This is a genomic window from Vibrio sp. VGrn 2 (assembly GCF_009361695.1).
Lineage (GTDB): Bacteria > Pseudomonadota > Gammaproteobacteria > Enterobacterales > Vibrionaceae > Vibrio > Vibrio diabolicus.
The window spans coordinates 176,413-198,992 of the sequence record NZ_RBWD01000009.1 but is presented as its reverse complement, the minus strand read 5'-3'; the positions used below and the strand labels follow the sequence as shown (position 1 = coordinate 198,992).

At 45.7% G+C, this 22,580-nt stretch carries 17 protein-coding genes; 6 read left to right on the top strand and 11 right to left on the bottom strand.

Features of this window, described 5'->3' with window-relative positions; translation table 11 throughout:
- Positions 1 to 38: 38 nt before the first annotated feature.
- The 8 genes from D8S93_RS16005 to D8S93_RS15970 all read right to left on the bottom strand — a co-directional run bounded on the left by D8S93_RS16005 (position 39) and on the right by D8S93_RS15970 (position 9,703).
- Positions 39 to 1,355: a BatD family protein gene (locus tag D8S93_RS16005; protein WP_152814222.1), complete on the bottom strand. Its 1,317-nt coding sequence runs from the start codon at positions 1,353 to 1,355 to the stop codon at positions 39 to 41.
- Positions 1,352 to 3,082: a VWA domain-containing protein gene (locus D8S93_RS16000; protein WP_152814220.1), complete on the bottom strand. Its 1,731-nt coding sequence runs from the start codon at positions 3,080 to 3,082 to the stop codon at positions 1,352 to 1,354. Before D8S93_RS16000 ends, D8S93_RS16005 begins: the two co-directional genes overlap by 4 nt.
- Positions 3,075 to 4,145: a vWA domain-containing protein gene (locus D8S93_RS15995; protein ID WP_152814218.1), complete on the bottom strand. Its 1,071-nt coding sequence runs from the start codon at positions 4,143 to 4,145 to the stop codon at positions 3,075 to 3,077. Before D8S93_RS15995 ends, D8S93_RS16000 begins: the two co-directional genes overlap by 8 nt.
- A complete protein-coding gene (locus tag D8S93_RS15990; RefSeq protein WP_134645602.1) occupies positions 4,138 to 4,716 on the bottom strand; it encodes a DUF4381 domain-containing protein in 579 nt (192 codons plus the stop codon). Before D8S93_RS15990 ends, D8S93_RS15995 begins: the two co-directional genes overlap by 8 nt.
- Positions 4,717 to 5,679 carry a DUF58 domain-containing protein gene (locus D8S93_RS15985; RefSeq protein WP_085344812.1) on the bottom strand — a complete coding sequence of 321 codons (963 nt, stop codon included), beginning with the start codon at positions 5,677 to 5,679 and terminating at the stop codon, positions 4,717 to 4,719.
- Between the two features lie 12 nt (positions 5,680 to 5,691).
- Positions 5,692 to 6,675 (bottom strand): AAA family ATPase, encoded by a 984-nt coding sequence (locus D8S93_RS15980; protein ID WP_152814216.1) that lies wholly within the window; start codon positions 6,673 to 6,675, stop codon positions 5,692 to 5,694.
- Positions 6,676 to 6,760: 85 nt separating this feature from the next.
- Positions 6,761 to 8,062: an anaerobic sulfatase maturase gene (locus D8S93_RS15975; RefSeq protein WP_152814214.1), complete on the bottom strand. Its 1,302-nt coding sequence runs from the start codon at positions 8,060 to 8,062 to the stop codon at positions 6,761 to 6,763.
- A 114-nt stretch (positions 8,063 to 8,176) separates the two neighbouring features.
- Positions 8,177 to 9,703, bottom strand: a complete 1,527-nt coding sequence (locus D8S93_RS15970; RefSeq protein WP_047008268.1) for an arylsulfatase — start codon at positions 9,701 to 9,703, stop codon at positions 8,177 to 8,179.
- Between the two features lie 128 nt (positions 9,704 to 9,831).
- Between D8S93_RS15970 and D8S93_RS15965 the strand changes: the two genes are divergently transcribed.
- Positions 9,832 to 10,701 (top strand): LysR family transcriptional regulator, encoded by an 870-nt coding sequence (locus tag D8S93_RS15965; protein ID WP_046875995.1) that lies wholly within the window; start codon positions 9,832 to 9,834, stop codon positions 10,699 to 10,701.
- A 123-nt stretch (positions 10,702 to 10,824) separates the two neighbouring features.
- On the opposite strand, the gene D8S93_RS15960 is transcribed toward D8S93_RS15965, so the two are convergent.
- Positions 10,825 to 12,372, bottom strand: a complete 1,548-nt coding sequence (locus tag D8S93_RS15960) for an arylsulfatase (RefSeq protein ID WP_046875994.1) — start codon at positions 12,370 to 12,372, stop codon at positions 10,825 to 10,827.
- 330 nt (positions 12,373 to 12,702) lie between these two features.
- On the opposite strand from D8S93_RS15960, the gene D8S93_RS15955 reads away from it, so the two are divergent.
- From D8S93_RS15955 to D8S93_RS15945, 3 genes are all read left to right on the top strand, one after another.
- Positions 12,703 to 13,074 carry a winged helix-turn-helix domain-containing protein gene (locus D8S93_RS15955; protein WP_227483998.1) on the top strand — a complete coding sequence of 124 codons (372 nt, stop codon included), beginning with the start codon at positions 12,703 to 12,705 and terminating at the stop codon, positions 13,072 to 13,074.
- An 89-nt stretch (positions 13,075 to 13,163) separates the two neighbouring features.
- Positions 13,164 to 15,518, top strand: a complete 2,355-nt coding sequence (locus D8S93_RS15950) for a fatty acid cis/trans isomerase (protein WP_031780574.1) — start codon at positions 13,164 to 13,166, stop codon at positions 15,516 to 15,518.
- Between the two features lie 18 nt (positions 15,519 to 15,536).
- Positions 15,537 to 15,728, top strand: a complete 192-nt coding sequence (locus tag D8S93_RS15945) for a hypothetical protein (RefSeq protein WP_005376565.1) — start codon at positions 15,537 to 15,539, stop codon at positions 15,726 to 15,728.
- Positions 15,729 to 15,777: 49 nt separating this feature from the next.
- Here D8S93_RS15945 and torS read toward each other — a convergent pair whose 3' ends face one another.
- Complete coding sequence (gene torS / locus D8S93_RS15940; RefSeq protein WP_152814212.1) at positions 15,778 to 18,741, bottom strand: TMAO reductase system sensor histidine kinase/response regulator TorS; 2,964 nt, start codon at positions 18,739 to 18,741, stop codon at positions 15,778 to 15,780.
- Positions 18,742 to 18,784: 43 nt separating this feature from the next.
- Between torS and torT the strand changes: the two genes are divergently transcribed.
- Both torT and D8S93_RS15930 read left to right on the top strand, forming a co-directional pair.
- Entirely contained in the window at positions 18,785 to 19,834 is a 1,050-nt protein-coding gene (gene torT / locus D8S93_RS15935) for a TMAO reductase system periplasmic protein TorT (RefSeq protein WP_082244885.1), read from the top strand.
- A 64-nt stretch (positions 19,835 to 19,898) separates the two neighbouring features.
- Positions 19,899 to 20,354 carry a methylglyoxal synthase gene (locus D8S93_RS15930; RefSeq protein ID WP_005376571.1) on the top strand — a complete coding sequence of 152 codons (456 nt, stop codon included), beginning with the start codon at positions 19,899 to 19,901 and terminating at the stop codon, positions 20,352 to 20,354.
- A 77-nt stretch (positions 20,355 to 20,431) separates the two neighbouring features.
- Here the strand turns inward: D8S93_RS15930 and helD are convergent, their stop codons facing one another.
- Entirely contained in the window at positions 20,432 to 22,501 is a 2,070-nt protein-coding gene (helD, locus tag D8S93_RS15925; protein WP_152814210.1) for a DNA helicase IV, read from the bottom strand.
- Between the last annotated feature and the right edge of the window lie 79 nt (positions 22,502 to 22,580).

Below are 22,580 nucleotides of genomic sequence, written 5' to 3'. Positions count from 1 at the left end.
TCTCTAATAAAAACGAGGCGCTATATTAGCGCCCCGTTTTATTCATTGCCATCTCTTCCAATGACTTTGTCCAGTTCTGGTAACGCTCGCGGTATACGGAATTTAAAGCGTTGTTGTTTGGTCTGGATCTTGCGCCACATCGACTTCATTAAATGAGCGCTATTTTCACCATTTTGCATTCGCGACGCACTTTTTTGCCACGATTCACTCGTATCGGCTTTGGTCATTTCCAGCTCTGCCGTATTTAAACGCAATTGTTTGTACAATACGGCCCTTGCTTCAGACCAACGTTTAGCCTTTAACAAACGGTGGAACATCAACCATGCTGGTGTCGGTCTGTTGCGGTAGTAACGTTTAATAGCTACCAATGAAATAACCACAAAACCCAGCAATACAAGCGTGGAAACAATCCATACAAAATACGTTTTGATGAAGGATTTCAACGTGTGCTTCGCAGCAAATGTTTTGCCCTCTAACACCACCGTTTCCACTTGTTGAGTCTTACTGTTCCACCAACGGAACTCATAATCTGGCAGGGTTAATTCACCACCTTGTTGAATCACGTACACGCTCTCTTCTGTGCGTGTTGACTGGTAATCACCACGTGTTTGCGTATCTGTCAGACGGTGGGGTTGAGGATACGCTTGGTAACGGGTTGTTGATTCTCCTTTCAACAAGTCTGGTAGCAACACAGATAGCGAATCTTGAGCTGAAATAGTGATTTTACGCGTGATTGCATCCCCAGCTTTGAGTGTCTCAGTGGAGGTTTCCCACTCTTGCTTTACGTCTACGCGCGTTGCAGAAAACCAAGGCGTATCACCGCTCAACAATCCCGAAGGCAAGACAGTTTTGAACTTAATCGGCTGCGTGTAAAGGGTGCCTGACACCTTCTCGCCGTCCGGCGCTGACACCTGAACGCCCACTGCGACAGGTGGAATCACAAAATCACCAGATGCTTGCGGATACAAAGTCACTTCCCAGCGTTGACGCGACCAAGTTTGTCCGCCCTTGCGCTCCGTGAAGTTAGTGGCTAACTGATTACGCTGTTTGGCGATAACATTGGGCATTTCAATACTGGCAATTCGCGTCCCCCCCGTAAACCAGCGCGGCGTTGCCACTTCGATGGTTAAAATGACTTGCTCGTTGACACTAAAACTTGGCGTTTTACGCTTTTCTCCAGCCGTTGGTTGTTGACCAACCCACGCTTGCAACTCAACACCATGATTGCGTTGAAGATCGTAAATATCCTGAGCGAAAACGTGACGACTTACGAACAGACTCAAACAAACCACTAACCATGCCACTATCCGTGCAGGAAGTGTAAAAGAGGTAACGCGATGGGCATTCATCATCATTGAGCAGCCTCCTCTGTATTGTGTTCCGTTGTCGTAGTTGAGCTACCCGTTGTTGGCGAGCGTAATTGAATTTGGAATTTAGCGCGTAAGAAATACTTCGGATCCGCTTCGACTCGCTTTAGCCACTTGTCGGCTAATTCTTGGCTACCTAAAATGTCGTCTGCGCTTAACGTCTCTTTAATCATCAACTCTGCTGACGTTTGTTCATCCGCTCCTTCTGCGGTTTGAGGGTTGTCGCCTAGCTCGGTTGACGCCTCTTGCTCTGTTCCGGCTTGACTTTCACTCATCTGATTTATCTCATCGACGATGCCAGCAATCACTTTCAAGTTGTGCTCAACATCAGGTCTTAACGACTCGTTCAACGTTGGCTTGCTGGCTAAGGATTTTAACAAGTCGCGAGCAGCCAAATATTCACGCTGACGCGCCAACGCGCTCGCCGCATTGTAAAGACCGTAATCTCGAACCTCTTCGGACGGGTCGTTTTGCATTTCCAAAAACGCACTGTGCGCGAGCTCAAACTCGCTAGCGTAGTAGTACGCCGTGCCTTTGCGTAATGGATCGACAAAGTGTTTTGCAGCTTCTAAATACGCTTGTTGGTTGAACAAACGCTGTCCTTGTTGGTCTGGCGTCAGCCACAAATCCCACCACCATTGCGCCACTTTGTCGAAGGTCGTCACTTTTTGCACAACTTGTGGCTGTTCGGCTTTAACAGAAATGTTCTCCGCCATTGCACTGGTCGGCATCAACAGTGTACCGCTCACCATTGCAATCACGCACCACTGCACTAACCACCCTTTTCTAAACCACAGCATCATGATTAACGCGATTGGGAACAGCAGTTGATAACCCATGTCTTTCCAAGGCATTGAAGATTCGCCATTAAGCTGCATATTGCGCTCAACGTATCGATTCAGTTGTTCGACATCACTGTTATCGACCGTCACTTCCACCAATCGACCGTTGGTTTGGCTGGTCAGTTTTTGCAGAGAATCCAAATCCATCGGGTTGTTACTCACGATGTCTGTATTCCCCGCAGCAAGAATTAACAGTTGATAAGGTTTACCTGCAAAATACGCTTGGTATTGCTTAATCGTGGCCGGGTTCACGCCATCGCTCACCAACAAAACGGTGGAGCCTGGTTGACCTTGCAATTGTTGATCAATTAACGGTAAGGCTTTTTCAGCAAGCTTACCTTGCACGGGCATGATTTCTGGCGTAATGGCCGCCAAAAATGGGTCAAATACTTTGCTGTCTTGAGTCACAGGCATCGCCACATGAGCACTGCCCGCAAACACGACTAAACCCGTTTTTCCGCCTTTTCGCGCAACTAACAAATCGCGTATTTTCTGTTTGGAACGCTCAAGGCGGCTTGGTGGGAGATCTTTTTGCAGCATCGAGTCGCTGTTATCAAGCACCACAAGCAGAGAGGCTTTATCTTCACCAAAGGGAGAGGATTCTCGCTGCCACGTTGGGCCTGCACAAATCACAATGGCGATTAGCACAATCAGCATCAAGAGCTTAAGCGGCAGTTGCTTGCGCCAACCTCGCTCGCCAATCGTCAAAGCATTGCGTAAATGTTCGGGCAGAATATCCTTCCAGCTTGGTTTGCTTTCTTCTCGCCAGCGCAACCACACCAAGAAAAACATGGGGATCAAAGCCATTAACCATAGCGGTCGAATAAAATGAAACTGCGTAAAGAATTGCGTCCAACTAAGAGAATCAAACATCGCTCTCTCCTAATGATGATCGTGTTGCAGCCCTTCTTTTGAGTGTCGCGACGCTGAACGCGAGTAAATGCATGATGACCACTAACGCCATCAAGTAATGGTGAAGACTTTGTTTTGGGCGGTATGTGGTGCTTTCGTAAAGTTGAGGTTCCAGTTTGCCAATCTCGTCGTAGGCAGCTGACAGTTCATCACGGTTGAGAGCTTCAAACGCTTCACCGCCGGATTCTTTCGCAATGCGATGAATCGTGTCCATATCCAACGCGGTTTCACCTATCGTTTCCGGATCACCCATCGCAATCACGTGCACTCGCACGCCTTTGGCTTTCGCAACTTTCGCCGCATCAATCGGTTCGACAAAGCTGCCCGTGTCGTTACCATCGGTTAATACAATCACGACTTTTTCACGGTTTTGATCTTGCTCTAAAGCACCACGCGACTTATCGCTTTGCTCAAAAACTTTAATCGCTAAGCCAATCGCATCACCAAGATGGGTACTCTGCCCTGCCATCGCCACATCGGTCTGGTTAAGCAGTTCGAGCCACACTTTTTGGTCTGCGGTGAATGGCGTTTGCACAAAAGCGGCATCACCAAAAAGAACCAAGCCTAATCGGTCACCTTTACGAGACTGAACAAACTCCGTCAGCACTTCTTTCGCCGCATCAAGGCGAGGAATTTTTTCACCTGTACGAGACGTGAAATCAGGCTCAGCCATGGAACCCGAAAGATCCACCACGACCATCACATCGCGCCCTAAACTCTCGCGAACTTGAGGCTCGCCTAACACCGTAGGTTTGGCCATCGCACACACCACCAAAAGCCATGAGAGAATTAATGTTGCTCGTTGCCACCAGCTTGGGGTTAACTGGCTTGCACCTTCTGATGGCGTCTCGCCAATCGCTTCCACCAACTGACTAAAAAACGGCACTTTGATCGCCATTTGCTTAGTGCGATATGCAGGCACCAAGTAGTACACCATCAATGGCAGCGGCAAAATCAGAAACCACATTGGGTGAGCAAATTCAAAACCAGACAAACCAGTTAGCGATGCAAGAAGATCATTCATGTTGACCTCCCTGATTTGCTTTGCGTTTCAATAATGGAGATTTCTTTACCGCGCTTTTTTGAGCATCACAACGGTGTTCACTCACCCAGTTTTTCGCACGAGCAATAAGCGTTACTCGTTCTTCATTGGTTAGCGTAACGCTGGGGTCAACAATACTTTGTAGCCAGCGCTTTGAAAGCTCATCGTTAAAGACCACTTGCGAGTTTGCTTGAGAATCTCCGGTTTGCGGATATAGCGCATCAAGCTTGCGCAAAAAGGCAGTATCAAACAATTTTGCGTTACGGCTATCAACATGAATCAGCACAATTTTAAGCACAGAGAACAATGCTTTAGGCATGCCTTTGTCGCTCGGTTTGATTTGCGAAATCGTCAACAGAGCTTCTTGTCGGTAGCGGTTACACCACCACTGTTGAGCCAAACGATACGCGACATACACCAATGCAATGAGCGCAACCGCCGCTAAAATCTTCCAGCCAATAGTTTGCGGATACCAACTCACGCTTGGTGGCACGGCCACATCATGTAGGTCTCTGAGTATGTAGGTACTCGGAGGCGTAGGAAGACCACTCATTTAACGTCCTCCTACCAGTTTTTGAAATTGTTTAATGTGCTCGCCTGTCGTATCGAGTTCGATGTGCGGAAGGTGTTTCATCGCCATAAGTTGAGAGAGTGATTGTCGCTGTAAGCTAGTTCGAGCCTCAAGCTTTGCGCTCGCGGCTTCTACCTTTGCTTTGCTGTCTAAATTGAGTTGATACTGCCCATCACCAACCACCCATTTCGATTTTGCCAAATCGTCTGGTAGCGCTTGTTCTAATGGGTCACTGACCATCACTGCGAGAACATCGTTGTGCTGTTGTAGCTGTTTAAGGTGATCAAGGTGATGCTCCTCGCAGTCGCTCCAGTCGCTGATAAAAATCAAAGTGGATTGTTTGAGCTTCATGCGTTTAATGAGCTCAATCCATTGACTGAACGTCACTTTTTCGGAATTGCGGGAGTCCACATTGAGCGATTGATTGGCTTTAGCGAGGCGCTTAAGTTGCGCCAGAAGATCGTTTTGCGAACGCTGTGCCTTGCTGTGAAACAACGCCTGTTGGGATGCGATGACAAAACCAACTCGGTCGCCATCTTTTAACACGCGCCACCCGCACATGCCCGCGATTTCTGCCGCGACAACCGATTTCATTACTTGTGTCGAAGCAAAAAACATTGCGCTGCGCTGGTCGACACACACGATCACGTTGCGATCTTTTTCTTCGGTGTAGCTACGCACATGCGGTTTGCCTGTGCGCATCGTAACTTTCCAATCCAGATTACGAATGTCGTCACCCAATTGGTAATGACGCAGCTCTTCGAAGTTCAATCCACGACCACGAAACAGCGAATTGTGGCGGCCTGAGAGTACGCTACCCGCTTTTAGGTGAGGAAGTAAACTGAATGATTCTGCTTGTGCTTGCAAGCGTACTAAGCGAGCGTAATCGCAGTACAAACGGGGATCCATCCCCTGTGATTTTGGCGCAAGAGTTGGCTTAGCCATAATGCCTCCCGCTTACCCAATTTCTACACAATCTAGCAGCTCTTGCACGACGCGTTGGTGATCGACTCCGTCTGCTATTGCATCGTAGGTCAAAGAAAAACGGTGGCCCAGTACAGACGGAACCATGGCTCGCACATCGTCAGGAGTGACATGGTCACGTCCTTGCATCCACGCATACGCACGAGCGCATTTGTCTAGTGCGATGGAAGCACGGGGACTAGAGCCAATCTCAATCCATTTTGCTAAGTTTGAATCGGCATAACGCTCTGGCTTACGAGTCGCCATCACTAACGCGACGATGTAGTTTTCCACTAGATCTGACACAACAATATCAGGTAGTTGACGACGTGCTTCTAGCACCACGTTAGGTTCGATGTGTTTTGGCGTAATAATTTCGCTGCTGGTTTCCGCGCCTAATTCTTCACTGCGCACCAAACGAATGATGTTACGTTCGGCTTCATCTTCTGGGTAATCGACGGTAACCTTCATGATAAAACGGTCCATTTGTGCTTCTGGCAGCGGATACGTGCCCTCTTGTTCTACTGGGTTTTGCGTTGCAAGCACCATAAACAAGTCTGGCAATACGTGAGTTTTATCACCTACCGTGATTGTGCCTTCGGCCATGGCTTCAAGCAGTGCTGCTTGTACTTTGGCTGGCGCACGGTTGACCTCATCGGCAAGCACTATGCTGTTAAAAATTGGCCCTGGCTGAAAATGGAGTTGCGGCTTGCCATCCAACTCTTGATAAACCTCGGTTCCCGTCACGTCCGATGGCAAAAGGTCCGGCGTAAACTGGATTCGACCAAAACTGGTGTTTAACAAGTTGGCCAACGATTTTACAGAACGTGTTTTTGCCGTTCCCGGCAAACCTTCTAGAAGAATGTGCCCGTTCGTTAATAACCCGATGACTAAAGCTCGAACCACGTGGCTTTGTCCAATGACGCTTTTTTCTGTTTGTTCGATGAGTTCTTTTATCGCTTGTTGTGCGTGGTTCATAGGGTACCTTTTCAGTGGTTTAAGCCGTCTTTTCAATAGTTAAGTATAAGAACAAATGAAATAACTTAAGGTTATATTCACTATGTTATCTTTGCGGTTCTTCAGATTGGAGAAGCTGCGCAAGACCAACCAACATCGGTAACGAGTAATCAAAGAACATTTTGATTCCCGAACACAGATAGTTTAGTCCAGCCTCGCCATTCGGCGTTTTGATCAGACGGTTTTTCGGACACTCGCCCCAGCAATAAGTCAAGTAGGGACACTGCTTACAATACGCCGGCAAAGATTCGCGTTTTGCCATGCCAAAGGTGTATTGTCGTGTAGAGAAGGCCATGTCATTCAATGAGTGTTCATGAATGTTGGCGAGTTTGTATTCTGGGTACACATAGTGGTCGCAACTGAACACGTCGCCATTGTGCTCAATCGCCAAGCCTTTGCCACAAAACTCAGCTGTCACGCAAAGTTGGGAAGGTTTCCCCATTACTTGCGCTACCGCGGTTTCAAACAGGTTAACCAGTACACGGCCAAGATCGTTATTCACCCACTCTTCAAAGGTCGCCATTAAAAAGCGTCCCCAGTCTTCAGGATCAACCGACCAATCCGTCACAACAGACATTGGATGACCCGGTTTTGCCAGATCACTGCCTTTGGTTGGGATCATCTGTTCGTTCCAAAACTGCGGTGCGGTTGTTTGGAAGTCGCTCGCTTCAACCACCGGTGCAAACTGAATGTATGTCACACCCAATTCTTGGGTTAAAAATCGATACACTTCGAGCGGGTATTTCGCATTGTGACGATTCACCGTCACCAACGCGTTGAATTTCACGCCATGCGCTTGGAGCTTATCTACCGCTTTCATCACCAGATCAAACGTCGGCTTACCGCTGCGGGTTTTGCGATATTTGTCGTGTAGCTCTCGTGGCCCATCAATCGATAAGCCAACTAGGAAGTTGTGTTCTTTTAAAAACGCACACCACTCATCGTTTAGCAAAATGCCGTTGGTCTGAAGGTCGTTTTCAATGCGAACGCCTTTCGGCTGATGTTTCTTTTGCAGAGCTACGACATTGCGGAAATAGTCCAACCCAAGCAGCGTTGGCTCCCCCCCCTGCCATGAGAACACAATTTCTTCGCCATCCTGACTTTCGATGTAGCTTTTCACGAACGCTTCCAATGTTGCGTCGTCCATTTTTGGCTGCTTTTCTTGGTGCAGTAGATTTTCTTTATGCAGATAAAAGCAGTACTGACAATCAATATTGCATTTTGCTCCGCCTGGCTTTGCCATCACATGGAATCGACGGTCGTACGCCTCCGGAACCGGTGATTTAGACGCCGTTTTAAGAGGAACAATAGGCATGGTAGTAGAATGGCGAGGGGAAATCTTACTCATACGTTTCTCACTATTAAATATACCCAAATAACCTCGTGAGCTTTGTACCACAAGAGTGAAGCTATTTGGGTATATAGCGCTCCGAAAAGCGCTATGGATTATCGATGTTCTTTATTACTTAGAAGACTTAGGTACGAATGAACCTGCTTCCATGCGAGGTGGGAACTCTTTAAACGTACCCATTACCTCTTTCACTTTCTCTACCGCTGGCATCATTAGGAATGAACGCTCGTACATCCAACGAGAGTAACCCATACCTTGGTCACCACGTTCGAATGGGTCGATACTCAAGTCGAAGATCAATGGAACACGAAGTTTAGTAAACGGCTTGCGCCATACATCCATGCCCGTTTCATTCTCTTGAATCATAAAGTGGAACTTGTACTTTCCTTGGCGTAATGCCACAAGATCGCCGTCATCGCTCCAGTAAACGAACTCATTACGAGCAGATTTGTCTGATTTACCCGTTAGATATGGCAGTTGGTTATAACCATCTAGGTGAACTTTATAGTCCATATCACCAACTTTCTTGCCTTTTAGTAATTCATCTTTAACTTTGGTGTCACCCGCTGCAGCAACCAATGTCGGGAAGAAGTCCTCTAATGACATCATGCCGTTGAACGTTTTACCTGCTTCGATGTTTCCTGGCCATTTAATCAACATCGGCACACGGAAACTGCCTTCCCAGCCAGTGTTTTTCTCAGAGCGGAATGGTGTCATCCCTGCATCAGGCCACAAATCAACCATAGGACCGTTGTCAGTGGTGTAAACAATGATTGTATTGTCATCCACACCCAACTCTTTGATCTTATTAAGTAGCTGACCGATTTGATCATCGTGCTGCTTAACACCATCCGCGTAGAAACCAGCACCTGTTTTACCTTTGTATTCTTCAGGAACATGCGTGAAGTTGTGCATGCGAGTGGTGTTAAACCAAGTAAAGAACGGCTTATCCGCTTTTACTTGTTTTTCTATGAAGGTTTCCGCAGCATCAAGGAATTCACCGTCAACATTTTCCATACGCTTACGCGTAAGTGGACCGGTATCTTCAATTTTACCGTCAGCGTAAGAGTGGATTACGCCACGAGGGCCAAATTTCTTCTTGAACTCTGGATCTTTAGGATAATCCACGTTCTCTGGCTCTTCTTCCGCGTTCAAGTGATATAGGTTGCCGAAAAACTCATCAAAACCGTGGTTGGTAGGAAGGTGTTCGTCTCGGTCGCCTAAATGGTTCTTACCAAATTGTCCGGTTGCATAACCCATTTGCTTAAGCACGGTTGCAATCGTTGGATCTTTTTCCGAGATACCTTGCGGAGCGCCTGGTAAGCCCACTTTTGATAGACCAGTACGTTTTGGCATTTGACCAGTAATGAATGCAGAACGGCCTGCTGTCGAACTTTGCTGTGCGTAGAAGTTAGTGAACTTCGCACCTTCTTTAGCAATGCTATCGATGTTCGGCGTGTTGTACGCCATCATGCCTTGGTTGTAGGTACTAAGGTTCCAGTAACCAACATCATCACCAAAGATGACAAGAATGTTGGGTTTGTCCGCTGCGTGTGCAACTGCAGATGCAGCGCCTAATGCTAACGTACATGCGTTAAGTACGAGTTTTTTACTGCTCGTTTTGGTCGCATTTTTCATATTATCTCCAAGAGTTCGCTAGTGCGTAAAAATGGTATTCGCTTTTCAATACCATTGTTGATATAAGATAAAGCACTAATTTCAGGCGATAAATGCAGTCAGAATTAGTTAACCTATAAATTAAATTTATGAGTAACGTTATGGACTTGAATTTGATCCAAACTTTTCTTGTTGTCGCGGAGTTCCAATCTTATACGAAAGCCGCGGAACAATTGGGGCTTACACAACCCGCTGTGAGCGCTGCAATAAAGCGTTTAGAACAAGTGGTCGATAAGCAATTATTTGTCAAAAAAGGGCGAGGTATTGCACTAACATCCACCGCTTATCAACTGCTACCGCAATTCCAGCAAGCGGTTAATATCATTGATAATGCGATATCCGATAAGAATCATTTTGAAGTGTGTTGTTCCGAAATTTTATTGCACATTATGGACCCGATAAAGAACACTATTTTTTATGAATCACCACCCGAAAAGTTCTTATTATTTGAGCTTCTAAGACAACAAAAAGTCGATCTTGTCATTGATACTGTTATCACAAAAGATGCCGCATTTATTATTGAAGATGCCTACGAAGAAGAGGCGGTGATTATCTGTCGTGAGAATCATCCCCGCGTGCAAGGCTCGCTCTCAAAAGAACAGTTTTATGAGGAAACTCACTGTTTGTTTTCAGGGAAATGGAACAACATGAGCGGTTTTGAACAGCTATCCCAAGAAACTATTCAAGAGAGAAAAGTCGATTTGATCACATCTTCGCTTGCTGGTATGGCGTTGTACGTCGCGCAACGCGATTGTTTAGGCTTAGTGTCTCAATCTTTTGCAAACAAATGGAGTAAAGCCCTTAAGCTTCAAGTTCTGCAATGCCCTATTTCTATATGCGCTATCCCTTACAAGTTTGTTTACCACAAGCGAGAGATGAACAACCCTGCTCATATTGCGCTACGTGAAAAAATTAAAGCGAACTTAACGGCTGCGCACTACGAGCCAGTTTCCTTGTAGGCCTTGTTGATTCGCATTTTCTTTGCCATTCGTTGCTCTGAAAGCTTTTATTAGACGGAAAAAAGAGGCTCATATGAGCCTCTTTTCTATATGGTTGCATGGTATTGCTTACGTAGCACTAGCCTACTTATTTGGGTTCTCTTTTAATTTCTCCATCACTTGATCGAGCGAGAAGCTTGCCGCTTTTTGCCTTGGTGGAAACTCTTTAAACGTTTCGAGGAATCTGCCTACGTAAGCTTGTGCAGGAACCAGCATGTAAGCACGGTCTAACATCCAATCATAGTAGGTGTTGGAAGTGATATCAGCCACTTCGTAAGGGTCCATACGTAAGTTGAAGATCTTAGGAACTCGAAGTGTGGTGAATGGTTCCGCCCAAATGCGCAGCGTACCTTTTGCTCGTTGCTCCATGAAAACCAGTTTCCACTTGTTATAACGAAGTGCGGTTAAGTCTCCATCATCCGAGAAGTAAAAAATCTCTTCACGCGGTGCTTTCTCTTCTTTGCCAGTTAAATATGGCAGGAAGTTGTAACCATCGAGATGCACTTTGAATTTCTTACCATTCGCACTATAGCCTTTGAGTAATTTCTCTTTGATACTGTCATCACCCGCGGCAGCAACGAAAGTTGGCATCCAGTCCATATGGTGCATGATATCATTCGAGACAGAGCCAGCTTTAATTTTACCCGGCCAACGTACCATCGCAGGGACTCGATACGCACCTTCCCAGTTAGTATTTTTCTCTCCACGGAATGGCGTTGTACCTGCATCTGGCCACGAGTTCATGTGTGGACCATTATCGGTTGAATAAAAGACTATCGTGTTGTCTTTTATGCCCAAATCGTCCACTTTTTTCAGTAGTTGGCCGACATGATTATCATGCTCGACCATGCCATCTGCATACTCACTGATGCCTGTTTTTCCCGAATTCTCTTCTTTCACGTGGGTGCGGAAATGCATACGCGTTGCGTTCCACCAAACGAAGAAAGGTTTTTCAGCTTTGACGGCACGATCCATAAAATCGAGAGCCGCATCCAACGTCTCTTCATCCACGGTTTCCATACGCTTGCGAGTCAGAGGTCCGGTGTCCTCGATTTTGCCGTCAGCGTACGAGCGAATAACGCCTCGTGGACCAAACTTTTTACGAAACTCTGGATCTTTAGGGTAATCGACGTTTTCTGGTTCTTCCTCGGCGTTCAAGTGATAAAGGTTGCCAAAAAATTCATCGAAGCCGTGGTTAGTAGGCAGGTGTTCGTCTTTGTCGCCTAAATGATTTTTACCAAATTGACCCGTCATATAGCCCATCGGCTTCAACATTTCGGCAATGGTGGCATCTTCTTCCTTCAAGCCAAGATCCGCGCCAGGAAGCCCTACTTTACTTAAACCCGTTCTAAGGACGGTCTGGCCGGTGATAAAAGTAGAACGGCCCGCAGTACAAGATTGTTCACCGTAATAATCCGTGAACATCATGCCCTCTTTCGCGATGCTGTCTATGTTTGGTGTTTTGTATCCCATCAAGCCGAAGGTGTAAGCACTGAGATTGGACTGGCCAATATCATCACCCCAAATGACGAGAATGTTAGGTTTCTCTGCCGCGATACTGCTACTTGTCGCGCCAATTAAGGCGGCGGCAAGAATCGCTAATCGACGTTTTACGCCATATTTCGCTGTCATATAAACCTCTGTGTGTATTAGAAAAGAGCTTCCTGCAACAGAATGTATAGTCTAGAAATAGTGGATAAGCGAATCTTAGAAATAAGAACTTTAGAGACATTAACAGCTGCTCTAGTCCCCAAAATAGCTGATTATTTACTTTAGAAATTGTGGTAGTACTTATTGATTTGGCGATTTAAATTGGTGCTCGTTCCCTCGTAGAGTTATTTCTTCCATATCAGAATTTTGATATGACTCCGACATATTGCATTACAAATAAAGTACAGCATTGATTTCACGCCAACATTAATGATAATAGTTTTTACTATCATTAATAATTAAAATGCCAATATGTTTGAGTCTACCCTTTCGTCTGCTCCTAAGACGGCAGCTTCCGATAACGGTCTCAATAATGAATATGAGCTCGTACTGGACAAGCACAGCCATACTGTGATGATAAATCGTCCGCCAGACAAAAAGTTAGTTCAGCTTACAAGCGTTCAATTCGAGCTGCTCCGTACTCTGACTCATTATCAAGATCAAGTACTTAGCAAACCTTTCCTTTATGAAACGGTACTGAAGCGCACGTTCTCAGAGCATGACCGCGCACTCGATATGCACATTAGTAGAATAAGAAAACGACTGGTTAGCGAAGGGATTAACGCGGATCGAATTCAGACCGTTCATCGACAAGGTTATGTATTTAAGCATGCGAAAAAGTAAAGAAATCGCGGCGAATTGCTCCAACTTTTGGTAATTGACCGCTTATTTTGCTTTAATTAATGCAAATTCTAATCACGTAAAATAACTCAATGAATTTGCGCTTAATTTTTATACTTTGCATTGCTACATTGTTTGCTGGCTGTGCAACCTATGCGGGCCTTAACTATGACCAACTGTTTGGTCCACAGCTCGTTCGTGAACGTACGGCGGACGTAGCTACACCTCAAGCAAACTTCTTCCAAAGCGAAGTCAAACCCATTATGGATAACCGCTGTGTCGTCTGTCATGCGTGCTACGATGCACCATGTCAGCTTAAGCTTTCTTCCGTTGAGGGTATTGACCGTGGCGCGAGCAAAGCACTGGTATATGAAGGAACAAGACTTACTGCCGCCGCGCCAACACGCTTATTCGAAGATGCAGAAACAACCCAAGAGTGGCGCGATGCGGGTTTTCATCCGGTACTTAACGAACGTGATCAGAGCATGGCGGCCAACATTGATGCAGGCCTCATTGCACGTTTGCTACAACAAAAAGAACGCCACCCGCTGCCTGATCAAGTCCAGTTAGAAGGTTTTGATTTTTCGATAGACCGAGAACAAACCTGTCCAACAATTGAAGAGTACGAACAGTACGAAAAAGATAACCCAACCTGGGGAATGCCTTTTGGTATGCCAAACCTATCAAACAGTGAATACCACACACTGATGACTTGGCTGGAAAACGGCGCGATAATGAACGTTCACCAACCAATTAGTGAACAAGAGCAAGCTCAAATCGACAAGTATGAAACTTTGCTCAATCGCGCTGATCTAAAAAATCAACTGATGGCTCGCTATATTTACGAGCATTTGTTTTTGTCTCACCTCTACTTTTCAGAGCTCACTGAAGATCCTCGATTCTTTACATTAGTTCGTTCTTCTACTCCACCGGGGCAACCAGTAAAACGTATTTCAACACGTCGCCCGTACGATGATCCCGGGGTTGAGCGCGTGTTTTATCGAATTATTCCAGAACAAGGGACGATTGTAGATAAAACACACATGCCGTTCGCGTTAAACAAGCAACGTATTGAAAACTGGAACACATGGTTTATCGATGCTGATTACACAGTTAATCAACTACCGAGTTATGAACCTGAAGTTGCTGCAAACCCGATGACATCATTTATCGATCTTCCGGTTAAATCACGCTTTAAGTTTATGTTGGACAATGCGCAAAACACGATCATGGCTTACATTAAAGGGCCTGTTTGTCGTGGCCAACTTGCACTGAATGTTATCAATGATCGCTTTTGGATATTCTTTCTAGATCCAGATAAAGCAGATATCCCTGAAGTAAATGAGTTTTACCGCTCTCAGGCTGATAACCTAAGACTGCCAGCAGAGCAGGAAAGCAACACGCTACCTGTTACCAACTGGGTTAAATACGCGCGTCAGCAAGCTCGCTACCTAGAAGCCAAGTCTGAATTTACCAATAACTGGTTTAAGGAAGGCGAAAACCTATCCACCGACGTAATTTGGGACGGTAATGGCACCAACCACAATGCGGCATTAACGATTTTCCGCCACTTTGACAGCGCATCTGTCGTACAAGGGTTAGTTGGCGAGCAGCCGAAAACGGTATGGATTCTTGACTACGCGTTGCTAGAACGCATCCACTATTTGCTCGTTGCTGGGTTTGATGTGTACGGCAACTTCGGCCACCAACTCATGACACGAATGTTCATGGACTTCTTGCGTCTGGAAGGCGAAAGTAACTTTATATCTTTGCTGCCAACCGACATGCGTCATGAACTGCAATCAAGCTGGTATAAAGATCAAAGTCCACAGTTAAGTGACTTTTTACAACGCAACGTGAAGCCATTTAACCAACCAACCAGCGTCGAGTACAAAACTGACGATCCAAAAACAGAGTTAGTCGAGTTGCTTAGAGAACGAGTTTCAGATGTTCTTCTTCCGCGCTACGAGGTTAAAGATACTGAGCTTTCTGCTCAAAGTGAAAAACAGCTCCAACGTATTGGCCAAGTTCGTGGAGAAGGCCTGAAAACCGTTCCGCAAATCACCATGCTTATGGTGAGAAGCCAGTCTGGAAAAGATGAGTTATTCACCCTACTTCACAATAATGCACACACGAATATTTCTAGCTTGTTTGATGAAGAAAGCAACCGCGACTTTGCTAACGATGATATGACCATCGTACGTGGCGTTGTGGGAAGCTACCCAGCGGCATTTTTCTCGATCAACGAAAATCAAGTAAAAGAATTTGTCGATCAATTTAGTGCCATCCAAAATGAATCCGATTACGTTAAGTTGTTGGATAATTTTGCGATTCGCAGAAGCTCAGAAAAATTCTGGCCGTTTAGCGATCGTCTGCACAATTGGTACCGTACAAAACAACCGATCGAATTTGGATTACTTGACTATAATCGTTTTGAGAATCGATGATGATTTAAGGGGGTTCTCATGGGTATCCGAGATAACATTGCCGCTCTTGAACAACAGATTTACGTTGCTTGTTCTGAGGGAGACTACGAAACGGTCAACATGCTTGAGCATCAACTCGAATACTTGCGTGGCAAAGTGGAGCATCCTTTTGATGACGACCCTTATGCCCTAGACACTCGATTCGAGTGGGAAGATGACATGACCGAATAGAAAAAACCTCCGGCTTGCCGGAGGTTTTTGTTTTTGGGATGCAATTGATTTACTTCGCCATCAACTCATCAAGAGCTTGAATTGATTCAGACACTTGAGACGCCAATTGATCTTTAGTCGCCATATAGGTTTCTAAAGGTTGAGGCGCAGCTTCAATTGCTTGGCAAGAGTTCATTAATGCCGTAAGCCCTAAACTCCCTGCGCTGCCTTTTAGTTTGTGAGCAAGGTTCTTCACTTCTTTACTGTCATTACCACCAGCAGACGCTTGCAGCTTGCTTAGTACATCGGCACTGGTCGTTCTAAACAGATTAATGATGTGCAACATCTTCTCTCTGCCCAAGATTTTCATATCGGACTCAATCACGCTCGGGTTAATGATGACCACATCTGATTCCTCTGTTTTAGGGACTTGAACAACCTTTGATTGTATCGCTTGTTCTTGAGGCGAAGTTTGATCAAACGGGGTACAGTCGGCATTTTGTGGCAACAACAACGGTTTTCCATCCAGCACGTCCTGAATCAATGCCGCTAGAGCTTCTTTTGCCAATGGTTTAGGTAAATACCCGTCAAAACCTGCAGCTAAATAGCGCTCAACTTCTTCGGCAAAAACGTGCGCAGACACTGCGATCATAGGCGTAGCAGCAAGGGCTTTATTGGCTGGTTTGTTACATTCAATTTGTTTTAAACGTTGGATTAACTCGGTTCCATCACAGTCTGGCAAGTTGATGTCGACTAAAGCGATATCAAAATCCTGCGTGCTGATCAGTTGCTCTGCCTGTGAGCCGTTTTCTGCCATCACGACCTGGTGGCCCATGCTTTCTAAAAAGCCTTCCGCAACCACTCGGTTTACTTCATTGTCTTCTACCAACAAGACTTTCGCTTTCACTTTGCAGCGCGCGGTTGCCACTGCACCGGTTTCAACAGGCTCACTTTCCTCTAATGGAATGGAAAACCAGAATCGACTGCCATCTCCTTCTTCAGAATCGACTTCTAAAATACCGCCCATCGCTTCAATGATTCGTTTACTGATGGCCAAGCCAAGCCCCGTTCCTCCAGTTTGACTCATCCCACCTTCGGCTTGCGTGAAGGCATCAAACAACGTTCTCTGATCTTTTTTGGCAATACCTATCCCGGTGTCTGATACTTCAAATAGGACTTGCGACTCATCCTCTGGGTTGAGGCTAACGTAGATATCAATTTCACCTTCGTCAGTAAATTTAATCGCGTTTCCGACAAGGTTGTTAAGCACTTGACTGATTCTGGTGACATCCCCTTTCCAATAGCGACTTACATCACTTTCAATATGATAGGAAAACAACAGCTTCTTCTCTTGAGCTCGGCTGTTCATTAACTGGAAAGTGTCTTCAACCATTTGGTGTAAATCGAAGCCCATGTGGCGAATCTCTAAATGCCCTGCTTCAATCTTGGAGTAGTCCAGCACATCATTCAGAATCGCGAGCAACGTTTTACCACTGCGGTTGATGATTTCCGCATAACGCTTTTGAATAGGGTTGAGGCCGGAGTCAATCAACAGACGTGCTGTTCCGAGCACTCCATTCATCGGCGTTCTGATCTCATGGCTCATGGTCGCCAAGAATGCTGATTTAGCTCGACTCGCTTGCTCTGCTTGCTTACGAGCTTTCGCGTGATTCAAAACCTCTTCATTCAAACGGCGGTTCGCTTGTTTTAACTGTGAAGTGCGTTGCTCAACGAGCTCTTCCAAATGCTCTTTGTGCTCTTCGAGCTCTCGCTTGGCTTGAGCTTCTCCCTCTGCGACCACTTTTAGCGCTTGCGCTGTATTTCGAGCCGTGATGATAGCTTGCCCCATATGCGCTAGCTCATCTTTGCCTTTTACCTCCAGCTCGACGGCTAAGTTACCCTGCGCCACAGAAAGCAGCGCAGCAGAGTACTCTGCCAATCGCTTAACCACAGAAAGGTATACAACACGCCATAAAATCAGCACCAACACAATCAAACCAACAATTGAAATCACCGTTAGAGACCACTGAGCGAATTTCAGCGTGCTCGTCAATTCATCCACAGCGACGGTTGTTGTTTTGTTTGAATCATCAACCAATTTGTTTACGGTACCATTCAGCTCCGAAAACAATTCCAGTGTCTTTTGCATCAGTTGTTGAGATTGTTCGTTATTCTCATACTGCTGCATCAAAATAGTGAACACGACCTGACGCTTACCGAGCTCTGTTAGTAGTTGGCTCATTTGTTTAGAGCGAGTGGGATCTTCTACGGCAAGCACACGGCGCTTCATGATTTTGAGATTACTTTCAAAATCACTTTGCACCTGCTGGATTCGCTCAATATTGGTTAATGTGCGAGCTTCTTCAATTTGATTCAGCATTTTAAAAGCCAATAAGTGCAGCTCATGCAATCGCTCTGTCAGATCTAGATCCACTTCCACCAGCGCATCTAGTGCCTGATAAACTTGCGATTTTTTATTCGATTCTAATAAGTCATAGATATGTGTGACGTTAGCAACGGCAATGGTGCTCGTGTTCTGAACTTGCGTGCGAGTTAGCTGTTCCAACTCTTCACTCAGTAAGCGCATCTCTTCGACACGAGTATCAATCTCTTTTGCCAGCCACAGCTTTCTTTCAACCGAAACACCAAGTTCTGCCAAGTTGTCGATAACGTTCTGGACGTTATTCTCGAGATCTTCTAGCAATTGAGAATCAAACGACTCACTCCCCAGCTCTTTGATATGAGTAAGCAATGATTCGAGCTGTTCGAAAAGCACACGCCCAGACTCTTTTCTTTCCTGCTCGTTTCTTGCGTTTGATAACAGTTGTACAGACGAAATGATGCGAGTACTCAACTCAGAGACTTGCCTCGCTTCAATCATGGCGGGAATTGCAGAATCCACGACATTTCTTTCCGTCTTGGCAACTAAAGAAAATCCAGACACACCAATAAGTGCCGATAACATAACCAGCATTGCCATCGCAATGAAAGACAACAAGAGTTTACGACCGATGCTTGCGGTTGCTAGCAACATATTTTCATGACCTTAATGTTCGTGTTCAGCGACATATTACGTTATATTTTGCAGTGTTTACTTAATCTATGCCAACGAACTTCATTTCATGGTTAAAAATCAACACGCATTTCGCACAATTTTCAAACATTCTGCAGTCACATTAGCCCTTGTCGCTTCTTTACCAGTGGTTGCAGCAGAAAAAGTATGTGCCATTTACCCTCACCTAAAGGATTCATACTGGTTATCAGTAAACTATGGAATGGTGTCCGAAGCGAAAAAAGAAGGCGTCGAGCTGAGAGTCCTTGAAGCGGGTGGCTACCCAAACAAAACGCGTCAAGAGCAACAACTCGCACTGTGCAGCCAATGGGGAGCAGATGCGATTGTCCTTGGGACAGTGGACCCACAGGCCTATGAACATTCGCTTAAGAATTGGGTCGGAAACATTCCTGTCTTTGCTACTGTGAACCAACTCGATCTGGATGAAGAGCAAAGTGAGCTGTTAAAAGGTACGGTCGGTGTTGACTGGCACTGGATGGGATACGAAGCAGGAAAATATCTGGCTGCTCGCCACCCAAAGGGATCAGGAAAAACAAACATTGCCTTACTTTTGGGGCCGCGTACTCGTGGAGGTACGAAGCCCGTGACTGCCGGGTTTTATGAAGCGATCCAAGGAAGTGATATCAACATCGTTGACTCGTTTTGGGCAGACAACGACAAAGAGTTACAGCGTAACCTGGTTCAGCGTGTGATTGATATGGGAAATATAGATTATATCGTTGGCAGCGCGGTTGCGATTGAAGCCGCTATCAGTGAACTGCGTAGCGCAGGCAAAGCTGAGGAGATCGGTTTGGTTTCGGTGTACTTAAGTCATGGTGTTTACCGAGGACTATTGCGTAACAAAGTGCTCTTCGCACCAACAGATAAAATGGTACAGCAAGGCAGGCTTTCCGTCATGCAAGCAGCGCATTACTTAAGGGGCAAAGAGTATGACAAACATGCCTCCCCAACGATCAAACCACTGACTCCGAAGACACTTCATGACGATACGATCGAAGAATCGTTATCTCCGTCAGAATATAGGCCGACATTCCGTGTTAAGGCTGTTGATTGAAAGACAAAAAACGTGTTCTATTGAATAACAACAATTTTAAAATCATATAAACGGAAACATCTTGATGCAAAAAACCATTCGTACCATGCCAACCCACAAACATGTGGCTTTGGTTGCCCATGACAACTGCAAACCTGAGCTACTTCGCTGGGTAAAAGAAAACAAAGAAAAACTGCAGAGTCACTTTCTTTACGCGACTGGCACAACCGGACACATGTTGAGCAAAGAAACTGGACTGGCGATTAAGAGCATGATCAGTGGCCCAATGGGCGGTGACCAACAACTTGGCGCGCTCATTTCAGAAGGCAAAATCGACGTTCTCGTTTTCTTCTGGGATCCGCTAAACGCCGTACCTCACGACCCAGACGTTAAAGCGCTTCTTCGTATTGCTAGCGTTTGGAATATTCCTGTGGCAACGAACCGAGCCACCGCTAAGTTCTTGTTTAACTCCCCTCTTCTTGAGCAAGAAGTGGATATTGAAGTACCGGATTACGAAGCGTATCTTGCTGAACGCATGTAAGCTTTGATTCCAACCGAATAACGTAAAGGCGATACTGAGTATCGCCTTTATTGTTTCTAAAATTCAGAAATCCGCCTTCAACGCGAAGTGATGATCGGATAATCGCCATTGACGAGCTCTTGAACAAATGCGGACCCAGCGCCAGTGTGCGTAATCCAAACCTTCTCTTTCGCACGCGTAATCGCCACGTAAAACAGCCTGCGCTCTTCTGCGTGAGGGAATTTGTCTTTAGACTCGGTCAATGCACCATCAATGTGAATTTGTTTCTTCTTCGCAGGGAACTGCCCTTCATCCACAGAAAGAATAATGACAAAATCAGCCTCTCGCCCTTTGCTCGCATGGCAAGTCATAAAACAAATATCGAGATTAGGAAAACGTCGCAACCAATCGTCATACAAGTCGGGCTTGTGATAATGATTACGTCCTAACAATAAGACTGACTTGGTTTGCTTGGCTTGTTGATTCAATTGATCCAAGATCTTTTCAACTTGGTTGCTCGGTGCGGTATGCACACTCTTCTGCTTACGTTGCTTGTGGCTATTTAGTGTTTTCGGCAATTGCGATGGGTTTTGCTGAACAAAAGTGTTTGCCACATCACCAATCTGATTGTTGAAACGATAAGTCGTATCTAGGTGATGAACGGTAGAGTGAGCAAAGCGCTCTTTAAACCCAGTGATAAGATCGACGTCCGCACCAGCAAACTGATAGATGGCCTGCCAGTCATCACCAACCGCAAACAACGTCGCACCCGCTTGTTTCTGTGTGGATTCACACAGTGCTTCAATCAGTGCTAAACGGTCTGGAGAGATATCTTGGTACTCATCGACCATAATGAAGCGCCATGGGGAGACAAATTTCCCTTTATTTACATAATCTGTCGCACGACTGATCATGGTAGGGAAATCCACTTGATTGCTTTCTTTAAGCATTTTCTGCCACGCCGTAAAACATGGCCAACACAAGGCGAGTTCGCTGTTTAAACGAGTATAGTCTTGGTGATTTACCAACTTTTCTTGCACTTGCTTTTTGGTTAGCCCTACCGCAGCTAAGTGAGACAACTGAGAGTCTAGCCACGCGATCAGTTTTGGGTTTTCTGAGTGACTTCCTAACTCATCGTCCCCTTTTAAATAGGCAATCGGCCATTTGTCTAAATGTTTTTGCCAACGTTTAAAGTTAGTAGGCGTCATCCAATGCTTTTTCAGCCAATCTACACACCATGCTGTTCGCTGGTTGTCATCTAACGCCAACGGACTGATCTCAACAGGCTGTTGCTCAACTTGATTGAGTATATATAAGCCTAGTTGATGGAACGTATTCACACGCACACCGTCTGCTGCCATGCCTACTTTATCCACTAAACGCTCTTTCATTTCAGTCGCGGCATCACGACCGAAAGCCAGCATAAGCAACTCTTTTGCTTGAGCCTGGTGGCTTTGCAACAAGTATGCAACTCGAGCCGTTAAAACACTGGTTTTGCCAGAGCCTGCGCCAGCAAGGACTAAGTTGTGATCATCGTTAAGCAACACCGCATATTGCTGGGATAAGTTTAAAGGCGAAGATTCTATGCGATTAAACAGCACTTCCCAATTCGGACGTTCTTCCTCAAGCCAATCACGATTACGCTCACCAAGCGTCGCAGACGTATCAATAAGCCAAGGTTCTATTTCCGCCATGCGATTCGGCATCCGCATTTTGGCTTCTTCTAGAGTGGTTTTCATTTCGCTTAACTCTTGGTTAAGACTTTCCACCCAGGAGACCACTTGAGAGTGCGATAGATAGGCAGGAAGATGCTTAAGTTTGTAGAGCTCTTCTTCCCACTTAGGTAGATACTCAGCCAGTTTTCGGCACTGAGTATTGTGCCATTCTTGATACTGACGAACAGCTTCAAGAGCAAACTTACGGCATTGTGGCCACGGTAGCCCTTGTACTAGCCAACTTTGTTGTTTGCCTTCGTGCTCATGAGCAAAAAACTGCAAAGAGCTCCATAACAACCCACGCTTTACGCTAACTTTGCCATTCCAGATCGTAAAAGGAATATGTTCTTCACTGCCTATTGAGCTTAATAAAACACTGTTCTCTTTTATTTCGACGTGATGGTACTCATTTTGAATAAAAAACTGTGCTTTGCTAGTGGCAGTGAGCTGCATGAAACGTGCGCCTTTTAATTTAGAAGTTGTCGATTTATATCATTTTAAGGCGCCAAATTGTAGCAATGGCGAGCACCTA